Origin of the sequence: Azohydromonas lata, assembly GCF_034427735.1 — a bacterium.
In the GTDB taxonomy this organism is placed as follows: Bacteria; Pseudomonadota; Gammaproteobacteria; order Burkholderiales; family Burkholderiaceae_C; genus Azohydromonas; species Azohydromonas lata.
In genome coordinates this window covers 29939-43193 of sequence record NZ_JAXOJX010000007.1, presented here as the reverse complement: position 1 = coordinate 43193, position 13255 = coordinate 29939, and the positions used below count along the sequence as shown (strand labels likewise).

At 69.4% G+C, this 13255-nt stretch carries 11 protein-coding genes; 6 read left to right on the top strand and 5 right to left on the bottom strand.

The window, feature by feature from the left end:
- Positions 1-66 precede the first annotated feature (66 nt).
- A complete protein-coding gene (locus tag SM757_RS06600) occupies positions 67-783 on the top strand; it encodes a TetR/AcrR family transcriptional regulator (protein ID WP_322464855.1) in 717 nt (238 codons plus the stop codon).
- A gap of 73 nt (positions 784-856) precedes the next feature.
- Here SM757_RS06600 and SM757_RS06595 read toward each other — a convergent pair whose 3' ends face one another.
- Positions 857-1759 (bottom strand): LysR family transcriptional regulator, encoded by a 903-nt coding sequence (locus SM757_RS06595; protein WP_322464854.1) that lies wholly within the window; start codon positions 1757-1759, stop codon positions 857-859.
- A 124-nt stretch (positions 1760-1883) separates the two neighbouring features.
- Here SM757_RS06595 and SM757_RS06590 point away from each other — a divergent pair, with 124 nt between their 5' ends.
- From SM757_RS06590 to SM757_RS06570, 5 genes are all read left to right on the top strand, one after another.
- Positions 1884-3527 (top strand): FAD-dependent monooxygenase, encoded by a 1644-nt coding sequence (locus tag SM757_RS06590; protein WP_322464853.1) that lies wholly within the window; start codon positions 1884-1886, stop codon positions 3525-3527.
- 17 nt (positions 3528-3544) lie between these two features.
- On the top strand, positions 3545-4483 hold the full coding sequence (locus tag SM757_RS06585) for a VOC family protein (RefSeq protein WP_322464852.1): 939 nt from the start codon (positions 3545-3547) through the stop codon (positions 4481-4483).
- A 12-nt stretch (positions 4484-4495) separates the two neighbouring features.
- On the top strand, positions 4496-5356 hold the full coding sequence (locus SM757_RS06580) for a fumarylacetoacetate hydrolase family protein (RefSeq protein ID WP_322464851.1): 861 nt from the start codon (positions 4496-4498) through the stop codon (positions 5354-5356).
- 75 nt (positions 5357-5431) lie between these two features.
- Entirely contained in the window at positions 5432-6403 is a 972-nt protein-coding gene (locus SM757_RS06575; RefSeq protein WP_322464850.1) for a Bug family tripartite tricarboxylate transporter substrate binding protein, read from the top strand.
- Between the two features lie 11 nt (positions 6404-6414).
- Positions 6415-7344: a BKACE family enzyme gene (locus SM757_RS06570; protein ID WP_322464849.1), complete on the top strand. Its 930-nt coding sequence runs from the start codon at positions 6415-6417 to the stop codon at positions 7342-7344.
- Positions 7345-7445: 101 nt separating this feature from the next.
- Here SM757_RS06570 and SM757_RS06565 read toward each other — a convergent pair whose 3' ends face one another.
- From SM757_RS06565 to SM757_RS06550, 4 genes are read right to left on the bottom strand one after another with little or no spacing between them, the layout of a single operon-like run.
- On the bottom strand, positions 7446-8501 hold the full coding sequence (locus tag SM757_RS06565; RefSeq protein WP_322464848.1) for a formylglycine-generating enzyme family protein: 1056 nt from the start codon (positions 8499-8501) through the stop codon (positions 7446-7448).
- Entirely contained in the window at positions 8488-10194 is a 1707-nt protein-coding gene (locus SM757_RS06560) for an arylsulfatase (RefSeq protein WP_322464847.1), read from the bottom strand. The genes SM757_RS06565 and SM757_RS06560 overlap by 14 nt, the downstream gene beginning before the upstream one ends.
- A gap of 7 nt (positions 10195-10201) precedes the next feature.
- The gene (locus SM757_RS06555; protein WP_322464846.1) at positions 10202-11653 is read right to left on the bottom strand and encodes an aldehyde dehydrogenase; all 1452 of its coding nucleotides are present in this window, start codon (positions 11651-11653) and stop codon (positions 10202-10204) included.
- 24 nt (positions 11654-11677) lie between these two features.
- On the bottom strand, positions 11678-13228 hold the full coding sequence (locus SM757_RS06550) for an FAD-binding oxidoreductase (RefSeq protein WP_066341019.1): 1551 nt from the start codon (positions 13226-13228) through the stop codon (positions 11678-11680).
- Positions 13229-13255 lie beyond the last annotated feature (27 nt).

The window sequence follows — 13255 nt, the reverse complement described above, 5'->3', positions numbered from 1 at the left end:
ACCTTTAGCACCCGGCACAGGCATTCTTGTGCAGGCAGCAACGGCAGGATTCCAAGAGGGGCCGACATGGATGCAAAGACCGACAAGCCCGCGCGACCTAGGCAGCGCCTGCAGCCTGAAGAACGTGAGCAGCAGATCGTCGCCAAGGCCATTGAGCATTTCACGCGCTACGGCTTCGCCGGCAGCACGCGGGAGCTGGCCAAGGAACTTGGCGTGACCCAACCCTTGCTGTATCGCTACTTCGAGAGCAAGGAAGCGTTGATTGACCGGGTCTACAGCGAGGTTTTCAAGTGGCGGCGCGATTGGGAAAAACTCATTGCCGACCGAAGCGTGCGCCTGACCGAGCGCCTGTACGCCTTCTACCTGGACTACGCGTCAGTCATCCTGCGCGAGGAGTGGATTCGCATCTTCATTTTCTCGGGCCTCACGCGCGAAGGCATCAACACCAAGTACCTGGACAAGTTGCGCAACAAGATCTTCCTTCCAGTCCTGGCCGAGGTGCGGGCAGCGTTTGACATCGACGAACCCAGCAGTGAGATGGAGCTGGAGGCTGAAGTCGAATTGATCTGGAGCCTGCACGCGGCCATTTTCTACCTGGGTGTGCGCAAGTGGGTGTACGGTCTGCCAGTGCCGGAGGACCTCAAGGCTGGTATCGAGCAGAAAGTTGACATGTTCCTACACGGCGCGCCGGCGGTCATGCGCAAGCTGCGCCAGGCCCGTGCTGCGCAGCAGCCCGCGGCAAGCAAGCGCATGCCGACAAGGAAATCTCACGGCGCGACGTGAAAAGTGAAAAGGCCTGTGTCCCGCAGGCCTGGCCGGCAACTGGTTGCGTGGCAGACAAGATGCCTTGCGCCCATCAAGCGGTCTGCTGGATCTGCGCGCTGGCGCGCCGCACCATGTCGCAGAAGTACTCGGCAGCCGGCGTCAGCGGAAGGCCTGCGCGCTGCACGATACCGATGGGCGGCGCAGGCAGCGGCTCCTCGACGTGGATCTGCTGCAGCACGTCACGCCACAGCGGAAACTGCACCCATTGCACCGGCACCATCATCAGCAGGTCGGAATAGACCATCGTGACTAGGAAGGTCAGTGAGGACTGCGCCTGCATCACCAGCCGGGGCGGCGGCAGGCCGTGCTCGGCGAACAGCGGGCCGAGCTCCTCTTCGGCCTTGTACGTGATGGACGTGGTGATCCACTCCGCGTCGACGAGGTCGCGCAGGCTGCGTGAACGCGCCAGCGGGTGGCCCTTGCGGCCCATGATGATGCGCGTGTTGTCGAAGAGCTTCTCGCCTTGCAGCTCCGGCGGCAGCCTGGCCGGCATGGGACCCACGTAGAAGTCGATGCGGCCCTCCACCAGCGCCGAATCGACGTTGGGAAACACGGCGTCGATCACGTGCAGCTCTACCCCCGGAAAACGGCTGCGGAAGGCCTGCAATGCGCTGGGCAGCAGCGCCAGGTGCGGCACGCTGGACAGGCACAGCGTCACCGTGCCGTGCGCCTGGCCCCGCAACTGGTCAATCTCCTCCTTGGCCTTCTGCAACTCGCTGCGCACCGCGTTGGCTCGGCGCAGGAAGACTTCCCCCATGGGGGTGAGGCGCACGCCCTTTGCGCCACGCTCGAACAGCGGGACGCCCAGCTCCTTTTCCAGCTCCTGGATGCTGCGCGTGATGGCGGGCTGGGGCAGGCCCAAGTGGCGGGCCGCCGCCCGCAGCCCGCCTCGCTCGGCCACGGCCAGGAAGTCACGCAGTGCATGCAGTTTCATGTGGGGTAAGTGATCTGATTCAGGTATCGCTGAAGAATTATTGCCATCTTTTGCGATCGGTGGGCCGTTTCTAGAGTTCGCTCCATCCGCTTGACAGGCATCAAGCGGCACAAGGAGTCGAACGATGGCGGAGACAAGTTCACAGAGGCCCTCAAGCAAGGCGCCGCCGAGGGTACTGATCGTCGGGGCCGGGCCGGTGGGCCTGGCGCTGGCCATCGAATTGGGCCGGCGCGGGGTGCCGTGCCTGCTGGTCGAGCGCAACGAGCGCGTGGGCGTGGCCCCGCGCGCCAAGACCACCAATGTGCGCACGCGGGAGCACCTGCGCCGCTGGGGGCTGGCCGACCGGCTGCGCGCGGCCTCGCCGCTGGGTACGGACTACCCGTCCAACGTCCTGTTCGTCACCCGCCTGGCCGGCCCGGCGCTCGCGCGCTTCGACAACGCCTTCTACTGCGCCCCGGGCCGCAACCCGCTGTACGCCGAGCATGCGCAGTGGGTGCCGCAGTACACGGTGGAAGAGGTGATGCGCGAGTACGCGCAGTCGCTGCCCGGCGTCGAGCTGCGCTTCAACTGCGAGCTGCGCGGCTTCGAGCAGGACGACAAAGGTGTGCGGGCGCGACTGCGCGACCTGGCGCAGGGCCGCGACCTCGACGTGCAGGCCGACTACCTCGTGGGCGCGGACGGCGCGCGCAGCACGGTGCGCGAGCTGCTGGGCGTTCGCATGCAGGGGCAGCACGGCCTCTCGCGCAACTACAACATCATCTTCCGGGCGCCCGGGTTGGCCGAGGCGCACCGGCATGGCCCGGCCATCATGTACTGGCAGGTCAATCGCGACGTGCCCAGCGTCATCGGCCCCATGGACCGCGGCGACACCTGGTTCTTCATGCCGACGCAGGTGGCCGAGGGCATGCGGCTGGCCGACCTGGACGCGCGCTCGCTGATTGGCCGCGCCACCGGAATCGACCTGCCCTACCAGGTGCTCAGCGGCGACGAGTGGGTCGCCAGCCGCCTGCTGGGCGAGCGCTACCGCGAGCGCCGCGTCTTCCTGGCCGGCGACGCGTGCCACCTGCATCCGCCCTTCGGCGGCTACGGCATGAACATGGGCGTGGCCGACGGCGTGGACCTGGGCTGGAAGCTGGCCGCGGTGCTGCAGGGCTGGGGCGGCCCGGCCCTGCTGGACAGCTACGAGGCCGAGCGCCGCCCGGTGCACGAGTGGGTGCTGGACGAGGCCGTGCTCAACCACGCCACGCTGGGCAACCAACTGGTGGCCGAGGGCCTGGAGGACGCCGGCGAGCGGGGCGAGCGGCTGCGGCGCGATGTCGGCGCGCGCATCCAGGCCACCAAGCTGCGCGAGTTCGCCACGCTGGGCGTGGTGCTGGGCTACCGCTACGACGACTCGCCGGTGATCGTGCCGGACGGCAGCGCCGCGCCGGCGCGCGACTTCATCAACTACGTGCCTTCGTCGCGCCCGGGCTGCCTGGCGCCCCATGCCTGGCTGCACGACGGCAGCTCGCTGTACGACCACTTCGGCCCCGGCTTCACGCTGCTGGCCCGTGATGCCGACGAGCCCACCATCGCCGCCGCCCGCGCGCAGGCCCAGCGCTGCGGCGTGCCCTTGACGGTGCTGCAGCCCAGCGAACCGGGCGTGGCGAACCTCTACCCGACGCGGCTGACGCTGCTGCGTCCCGACCAGCACGTGGCCTGGCGCGGCGACGCCTGGCCCAGCGCAGGCGCCGCGCTGCTGCAGCACATCACCGGGCAGGCGCGATGAGCACGGAGGATCAATCCATGGATACAGGGCTTGCGCGCCGTGCCGGCAGGGTGGGCGTGCATTCCGTCGATCGCTTCGTGTTCTCGGTGCCCGCTCTGGAGCCGGCACAGCGCTTCTACGCCGCTTTCGGGCTGGACGTGCGGCGCGTGGGCGAGCGCCTGGACCTGCACACCTTCGGCCATCCGCACTGCTGGGCCTCGGTGCATGCCAGCGGAGCGCCCAAGCGCCTGGAATACCTGCGTTTGGGCATCTACGCACAGGACATGGACACGCTGCGCCAGCGCATCGAGGAGCGGGGACTGGGCTGCGAACCGCACCCGCTGTCCGACGGCACGGGCCTGTGGCTGCGTAACCCGGACGGCACGCCGCTGCAGCTGGTGGTGGCGCCCAAGGTGTCGCCCGACCAGAAGTCCCGGGCCGAGCCCTGTGCCGACGTGGCGCCCGCGCGCAGCCGCGTGGCGCCGGTACGCCCGCGCCGGCTCTCGCACGTGCTGTTCTTCAGCCCCGACGTGCCGCGCATGGTGCGCTTCTGCACCGAGGTGCTTGGGCTGCGGCTGTCGGACGGGTCGGCCGACCTCGTGGCCTTCCTGCATGGCGCGCACGGCAGCGACCACCACCTCGTGGCCTTCGCCAAGTCGCAGGCGCCGGGCCTGCACCACTCCAGTTGGGACGTGGGCAGCTTCGACGCGGTGGGGTGCGGCGCCGAGCAGATGCGCGCCGCGGGCTACGAGCGGGGCTGGGGCGTGGGCCGCCACGTCCTGGGCTCCAACTATTTTCACTACGTGCGCGACCCCTGGGGCAGCTGGGCCGAGTACTCCTTCGGCATCGAGTACGTGCCCCACGACCTGGATTGGCCGGCGGCGGACCACCCGGCCGAAGACTCGTTCTACGTCTGGGGCCCGGCGCTGCCGGACGATTTCATCGTCAACCATGAACAGCCCGTGACCGGGCGCTGAAGGAGACCCCTCATGCGATTCATCGCTTTCCTCAACGACCAGGACCAGCCCGCACTGGGCGTGCGCGTGGGCGCCGACGCGCTCATCGACCTGGGCGCCGACGGCGGCCCCGCCTCGCTGGACGAGCTGCTGCGCCAGGGCGAAGCGGGCATGCAGGCCGTGCGCGCCGCCGTGGAGCGCGGCATCGTGCGCCGGCCGCTGGCCGGGCTGCGCTACCTCCCGCCGGTGCTCAACCCCGGCAAGGCGCTGGCGATCGGCCTGAACTACGTGGACCATGCGGCCGAAAGCAGCTTCGATCCACCCAAGCACCCGGTCGTGTTCCAGCGCTACCGCTCCTCGTGGGTCGCGCACGGGCAACCGCTGGTGCGCCCGCACGTGTCCACGCAGTTCGACTACGAGGCCGAGCTGGTGGCCGTGATCGGCAAGGCCGGGCGCTACATCCCCAGGGAGCAGGCGCTGGCGCACGTGGCCGGCTACTCGCTGTTCAACGACGGCTCCATCCGCGACTACCAGTTGCGCACCAACCAGTGGCTGCTGGGCAAGAACTTCGACGACAGCGGCGCCTTTGGGCCGGAGCTCGTCACCGCCGACGAGCTGCCGCCCGGGGCCAAGGGCCTGCGGTTGCAGTGCAGGCTCAACGGCCAGACCGTGCAGGAGGCCAACACGCGGGACATGATCTTCGACGTCGCGACGCTGGTGTCGGTGTGCTCGCAGGCGATGGCGCTGGAGCCCGGCGACCTCCTCATCACCGGCACGCCTTCGGGCGTCGGCATGGCGCGCAAGCCGCAGCTGTGGATGCAGCCGGGCGACGTCTGCGAGGTCGAGATCGAGCGCGTGGGCCTGCTGCGCAACCCGATCGTGGACGAGGGCTGAGCGCGGCCGGCACCGGATCGCTCGCGCCGGGTGCGGCACGCATCCCGGCGCTCACGACAAGCAAGGAGACAAGACATGAACGAGACGAGGCGGCGCCTGCTGGCGCTGGCCCTGGCATCGCTGGCCGGGGGCGTCATGGCGCAGGGGCCAACCAAGGGGCCGGTGCGCATCACGAGCACTTTTCCCACCGGCAGCGGGCCGGACACCGTGGCGCGCCTGGTGGCCGAGAAGCTGCAGGCCCAGTGGAGCCAGCCGGTGGTGGTGGACTCCCGGCCCGGCGGCGCCGGGGTGGTGGGCATCAACGCGGTGAAGGCCGCCCCGCCCACCGGCGCGGACCTGGTCGTGGTGGACGTGGGCAACCTCTCCATCAACCCGCTGATCTTCAAGAAGCTGGCCTACGACCCGCAGAAGGACCTGGTGCCCGTGGCGGTGCTCTACAAGACCAGCTTCTTCGTCGCGGTGGCGGCCGACGGTCCGTACCGCACGCTCAAGGACCTGCTGGCCGCGATCACGGCCAAGCCCGGGGCGGTGCGCTACGGCTCCAGCGCGGTGGGCGGCCCCCTGCACCTGGCCTCGGCGCAACTGCAGCATGCGCTGGGCGCCGACATGCTGCACGTGCCCTTCAAGGAAACGTCGCAGCTCTACGCGGCCGTGGCCAGCCACGAGATCGACTGGGCCTACGGCAGCATCGCCACCGCCGGGCCGCTGGTGCGCGCGGGCAAGCTGCGCTTCCTCGCCGTGGGCGACCGCGCGCGCTCGCCGGTGCTGCCGGACGTGCCCACGCTGGAGGAGGCGGGCGGCCCCAGGGACGTATATGCGCAGACCTGGGTGGCGCTGATGGCGCCGCAGGGCACGCCCGCCGCCGTGGCAAAGCAGATCAACCAGGCCGTGAACGAGGCGCTGGAACAGCCTGACGTGAAGGAGCGGCTGGCGGGCTTCGGCTTCGTGCCCAGCCCCGGGCCGGTGCAGCAGGTGGTGGATCTGATGCAAGGCGATCGCGCCCGCTACGCCGAGGTGGTGAAGCGGGTGAAAGTTTCCATTGAGTGAGGGAGCCGGCCATGGCACACAAGGTCATCATCACTTGCGCCGTCACCGGCGCGGTCCACACGCCCACCATGTCGCCCTACCTGCCGCTCACGCCGCGGGACATCGCGGCGCAGGCCATCAAGGCCGCGGAAGCGGGCGCGGCGATCCTGCACCTGCACGCGCGCGATCCGGCCGACGGCCGGCCCAGCGCCGACCCCGAGGTGTTCGCGCAGTTCCTGCCCACCATCCACGGCGCCTGCGATGCGGTGATCAACATCACCACCGGCGGCTCCACCAGCATGACGCTGGAGCAGCGGCTGGCCGCGCCGCTGCGCTTCAAGCCCGAGATGGCTTCGCTCAACATGGGCTCGATGAACTTCTCCATCCATCCCATGGCCGCGAAGGTCAAGGACTGGAAGCACGGCTGGGAGCGGGCTTACGTGGAGGGCACCGAGGACACGATCTTCCGCAACACCTTTCGCGACATCCGCCGCATCCTGCAGGAGCTGGGCGAAGGCTGCGGCACGCGCTTCGAGTTCGAGTGCTACGACGTCGGCCATCTCTACAGCCTGGCGCACTTCGTGGACGCGGGTCTGGTCAAGCCGCCGTTCTTCATCCAGACCATCTTCGGCGTCCTGGGCGGCATCGGGCCCGACCCGGAAAACGTGGGCTTCATGCGCCAGACGGCCAACCGGCTTTTCGGCGCGGACTACCACTGGTCCGTGCTGGCCGCGGGACGGCACCAGATGCCGCTGCTGACCCATGCGGCCGTCATGGGCGCCAACGTGCGCGTGGGGCTGGAGGACAGCCTCTACCTCGGCCGCGGGCAACTGGCCACCAGCAACGCCGAGCAGGTGCGCAAGATCCGCCGCCTGCTGGAAGAGTTGGGGCACGAGATCGCCACGCCTGCCGAAGCCAGGGCGATGCTGCGGCTCAAGGGCGCGCAGCACGTGGCGCCTTGAAGCCGGTGCGACCGCACTGCAACCGGTGACGCGGGGGGCCGCGCCTGCGCAGTGCCGGCGCCGATGCAGGGCGGAGGCCTGGGCAACAGGCCGGCTGCTGCCTACCGCAGGTTGATGACCGTGCGGAACCCCAGGTGCTGAGTGGCCAGCAGCGGGTCCTGCGGCTGGCGCGACGCTGGGCGGTAGCGCACGCAGAAGTCCGGCGCACACAGGAAGGAGCCGCCCTTGATCACGCGGGGCTGCGTTCCCCGCGGCGCCTCGGCCTGTGCAAGCCTGACCTCCATGGGGTTGTCGGCGCCGTCTTGGGCATGGCGCTCACGCCAGCGATCCCGCGTCCACTCCCAGACGTTGCCCACCACGTCCACCAGGCCGAAGCCATTGGCTTCGAAGCAGCCGACCGGCGCGGTGCCGGCATGTCCGTCGGCGCCGTCATCCTCGAAAGGGAAGCGTCCCTGCCAACTGTTGGCCATTGCCCGCCCCTGCACGGCGGGCGTGTTGCCCCACGGATAGGCCGCGCCGTCCCTCCCGCCGCGCGCGGCGTATTCCCACTGCGCTTCAGACGGCAGCTCGCGCCCAAGCCAGTGCGCATAGGCCTGCGCGTCCTCGTAGGCCACGTGGACCACGGGATGGTTCTCCAGTCCCTCGATGCCGCTGCCCGGCCCGCGCGGGTGGCGCCAGTCGGCACCCGGCACGAGTTGCCACCAGCCGTAGGCCGGCGTTGGCCGCTGTGGCGGCACGAAGACCACCGACGAGGGCACCAGCCGCTCGCGCGGCACGCCGGGATAAGCCCAGGCATCGAGAGGCCGCTGCGCGCGGGTGACGTAGCCGGTGGCCTTCACGAAGGCCGCGAACTGGGCGTTGGTGACCTCGTGGCGGTCGATGAGGAAGTCCTGCACCTGCACCCGGTGCGGCTCGCGCTCCTCGGGATAGCCGTCGCGCGAGCCCATCGTGAAGCTGCCGCCCTTGACGGCCACCAGGCCGGCGCGGTTGGGCTCTGCGTCGCCGGTAGCTGCGAAGCCCTGCGGCACGCCGGAGTAGCCGCGGCACAGCGGGCCGTCCGAACCGGCTGCGGCACGTCCGGCGGCGCAGGCGGTGCCGGCGCCAAGCGCCAGCGCCGCGGCCAGCACCAGGCGCAGCGCGGTTTCAGCGGCCTTCATTCAGGTCCTCGTAGTACTTGCGGCCGTTGCTGTAGCCCGGACGCTCGGCCAGGCCTTCAAACTCGACCACGCCACTGCCGTGCGCGTACTGCTCGTACTCGGCGACAAGCTCCCGAAGCTTGGCGGGGTGCCTTCTTGCGAGGTCGTGCAACTCGGAGCGGTCCCGGGCGAGGTTGAAGAGCTGCCACTGCCCGGTTCCCCAAGGCTTGTTGGCCAGCACGATCTTCCAGTCGCCCTTGCGCAGCGCGCGCCGGCCGTTGAATTCCCAGCCGCGCAGAAATTCCTCGTGCACCAGCGGCTGCCGTCCCGTCAGCAGGCCCAGCATCGAGCGGCCCTCCAGTGGGACCACCTCGCGGCCCTGGTAGCTCGTGCCCGGCGCGCGCACGCCCGCGAGATCCAGCACGGTGGGTGCGATATCGGTCACATGGGCCGGCACGCGCGCGACCTGCCCACGCGTGACTGCGGCGGGCAAGGTGAAGATGGCCGGCACCGCGATGCCGCCCTCGTACATGAAGGCCTTGTACATGTTGAAGGGTGTGGACCCGACCTGCGCCCAACCGGGTCCGTATTCCGCGAAGGAGCCGCGCCGCCCGGTATTGGCCACGCTGTTGTCGGCGTGCCGGTGGGCCCATTCGCGCGTGGCGCCCTCGTCCAGCACCGTGTTGCCGTCGGCGCCGTTGTCGGACAGGAAGATCACCACGGTGTTGTCGAGCTTGCCCGTGCGCCGCAGGTACTCCAGCACGCGGCCGATCTGCGCGTCCATGGACTCCACCATGGCCGCGTACACCGCCATGCGCTTGGACTCGATGCGCTGCTGCTGCGGCGTCAGCTCCTTCCAGCGCGGCCACACCGGGTTGCCGACGTAGGGCTGCATGTCCTTGGGCACCAGGCCCAGCGCCTTCATGCGCGTGAGCCGGCGCTCGCGGATCACGTCGTAGCCCACGTCGTAGGCACTGTCGTACTTGCGGATGTACTCATCGGGCGCCTGCAGCGGCCAGTGCGGCGCCGTGAAGGCCAGGTAGCCGAAGAAGGGTTTTCCGTCGGCCTTGTCGGCATCGATGTACGAAATCAGCCTGGAGGCGAAGAACTCGCTGGAGAAGAAGCCCTCGGCGGGCACCTTCGTGTCCTTGCCGTTGTCGCGGTAGTAGGCGACGGGCGCCTTGTCGGGATCATCGGTGATGATGCCCGTCTGGTCGAAGTGGCCCGCGCCGCCATTGAGCATGGCGTAGGACTGCTCGAAGCCCCGGTTCGAAGGCGCATGCTCCTCGCGCACGCCCAGGTGCCACTTGCCGGCCATGTAGGTGTGGTAGCCGGCATCCCGCAGCAGTTGCGGGAACGTCACCGTGCGCTCCGAGAGGTAGCCCTCGTAGCCGGCGCGGCTGCGCTGTTGCGGCGTCATCAGCTCGGCCATGCTGCCGAAGCCGACGCGGTGGTTGTCTGCGCCCGACAGCAGCATGGCGCGCGTGGGCGAGCAGAACGGCGAGGCGTAGAACTGCGTCATCCGCAAGCCCGCGCGTGCGAGGCCGTCCAGGTGCGGCGTGGCGATCTCGCCGCCAAAGGCGCCGATGTCGGAATAGCCGAGGTCGTCGGCCACGATCAACAGCACGTTGGGGCGCTGGTCGGCGGCCAGCGAGGGCGTCAGCATGCTCCACAGCACCGCCGCGGCCAGCGCCACCTTGCGATAAGTCTTCATGGTGTGCTCAGAACGGGTAGTGGCGGTCGGTGGTCTGCAGCGTGATCCAGCGCAGGTCCGTGAACGAATCGATGCCGGCGCGACCACCGAAGTGGCCGTAGCCCGACTCCTTGACGCCGCCGAAGGGCATCTGCGCCTCGTCGTGCACGGTGGGCGCGTTGATGTGGCAGATGCCGGACTGGATGCGCTTGGCCACGTTCCAGGCTTGGGCGACGTCACGGCTGAACACCGCGGCCGACAGGCCGAAGGGGTTGTCGTTGGCGCAGGCGATGGCCGCCTCGGTGCCCCGCACGCGCACGATGCCCTTGACCGGGCCGAAGCTTTCCTCGTGGTAGATCGCCATCGCGGGCGTCACGTGGTCCAGCAGCGTCGCGGGCATGAGCGTGCTGTCGGCCTTGCCGCCGCACAGCAGCTTCGCGCCCTTGGCCAGCGCGTCGTCGATGAGCGCGTTGCAGCGCTGGACCGTGCCCATGTCCACCACGGAGCCCAGCACCACCGGCCCCTGGCGCGGGTCGCCCAGCGGCAGGCTCCTGGCCTTGGCGGCCAGCTTTTCGACGAAGGCGTCGGCAATGGATTCGTCCACGATGATGCGCTCGGTGGACATGCAGATCTGGCCCGAGTTGGCGAAGGCGCCGAAGGCCGCGCCATTGACCGCGGCGTCCAGGTCGGCATCTTCCAGCACCAGGAAGGGCGCCTTGCCGCCAAGCTCCAGCACCGCGGGCTTCAAATGCTTGGCGCACAGTGCCGCGATAATCTTGCCCACGCGGGTGGAACCCGTGAAGTTCACGCGCCGCACGGCCGGGTGCGCCACCATGGCTTCGACCACGGCACCGGCATCGGCCGGGGCGTTGGTGACGAAGTTCACCACGCCCGGCGGCAACCCCGCCTCCTGCAGCGCCTCGATGATCAGGCCGTGCGTGGCCGGCGACAGCTCCGAGCCCTTGAGCACCACGGTGTTGCCGCAGGCCAGCGGCGTGGCCACCGCGCGCACGCCCAGGATCACCGGCGCGTTCCACGGCGCCAGGCCCAGCACCACGCCCGCGGGCTGGCGCACCGCCATGGCCAGGCTGCCGGGGACGTTGGACGGGATGATCTCGCCGGTGATCTGCGTGGTCAGCGAGGCGGCCTCCTGCAGCATGCCGGCCGCGACGTGCACGTTGAAGCCGGACCACAGGGCCGAGCCGCCGGTTTCAGCGGCCACGGCCTGCGCAAAGGCGTCGGCCTTGGCCTCCAGCGCCGCAGCGGCCTTGAGCAGCAGCGCGCGGCGCTCGCCCGGGCCCATCTCGGCCCAGGCCGGGAAGGCCTGCTGCGCGGCCTCGACCGCACGCACGGCGTCGGCCGGCGTGGCAGCCGGGGCGCGGGTGGCGACCTGGCCGTCCAGCGGATTGCGGCGCTCGAAGGTGGCGCCGCCCGTGGCGCCCACGCGTTCGCCGCCGATGAGCATGGCGATTGTTTTCATGGGATGTCTCCTCGTCGTTGTGCTTCAGATGCGGATGCCCGACTTGCCCGGGGCCAGGATGCCGTTGGGGTCCAGCGCGCGCTTGAGGCGCCGCTCCACGTCACGCTTGACCGGGCCGTAGGTGCTGGCCACGCGCTCCTGGAAGGCGGTGTTGACGCGGTAGACGCCGTAGCCCTGTTTCTCGAACTCGTCGAGCAGCTCGTGGAAGCAGGCGTTGGCGCGCTTCGTTTCCTCGGGGTTGGAGCGGTCGTAGAGCACGTCGATGACGTGGTGCATGTCGCGCCAGCCGACGATGAATTCGCCCACGTAGTCCAGGCCGTGCTTGTTGAGGATGCGCGTGGCCAGCTCCACCTGCTTGCCGCACTCGCTGCCGCGGGCTTGGCTCACCGGGGCGAACCACATCGAGCCGCCGCCGCCGCGCCAGTTGTAGAGGCCGAACTCCTGCAGGTTGGGCACGCCCGACATCAGCTCCGCGCGGTACTTGAAGGGCTGCGTCCCGCCGGCCTCCTCCTCGGTGATGAGCTGGCCCTTGCCGGAGCCCTGGACCACCTGGGTGATGATTTTCCAGTTGACGTCCACCTGCTCCTGCGTGCCGTAGAGCGCGGCGTACACGTTCCAGGCGCCCAGGCCCTTGTCCTTCTTGATGCGGTCAATCACGGCCTGCGGCGTGGCGCCGGAGGCCTGGGTGTAGTCGGCGCGGCGCACGTTGGCGCCGCCGGCCTCCCACAGCGTGCCGGCGATCACGACGGCGTTGGGGATGACCTGCGCGATGCGCAACGGGCGCAGCAACTCCACGATGTCGCCGATGTCCGCCTCGTCGTCGAACTTGATGGCGAAGGGCTTGAACACCGGCGGCTTGGGCATCAGCCAGAAGCCCATCTTCGTGCAGATGCCGTAGTTGCTCTGCGTGAACATGCCGTCCAGCGTCGGACCGTAGCCCCACTTGAAGACCTGCCACGCCTTGTCGCCGGGGATGCTGCCCATGCCGGTGCGCAGCACCTGGCCATCGGCCAGCACCACTTCCATGCCGCACTGCATGAGGAAGTGCTCGCCGTAGGGGGTGTAGCCCACGCCGCGGTCCATGGTGTTGCCCACCGGGCCGGCGATGGCCGAGGGCGCCGGGAACGAGAGCATCAGCGGCAGCTTCTTCTCCTGGATGTAGTCGTAGAGCTGCTGGTAGGTCACACCGGGCTCGACCAGCGCGGTGCACAGGTCCGGGTCGACGTGCAGGATCCGGTTCATGCGCCGCAGGTCCAGCACCACCTGGCCGCGCTCGCCCGGAGCGGCCGAGCCGTAGCCGAAGTTGCGGCCGGTGGAGATGGTCCACACCGGGATGCGGTGCTCGTTGCAAACGCGCACGACACCTTGCACCTCCTCGACGCTGGAGGCCAGCAGCACGGCCGAGGGCGCGTGCTGCTTCTCGTCCACGGCCATCATGACCTTCATGTAGGGCGCCAGGTGCTCGGCCTTGGTGAGCACGTTGTCGGCGCCCAGGATGCGGGTGAACTTGGCGATGGCGGTGTCGAGGTCGCGCTCGGTGCGGCCCTTGGGCAGGGCCACGTACTTGTCAGCCATGGGGTTGTCTCCTCGTGGGCGGTGTTC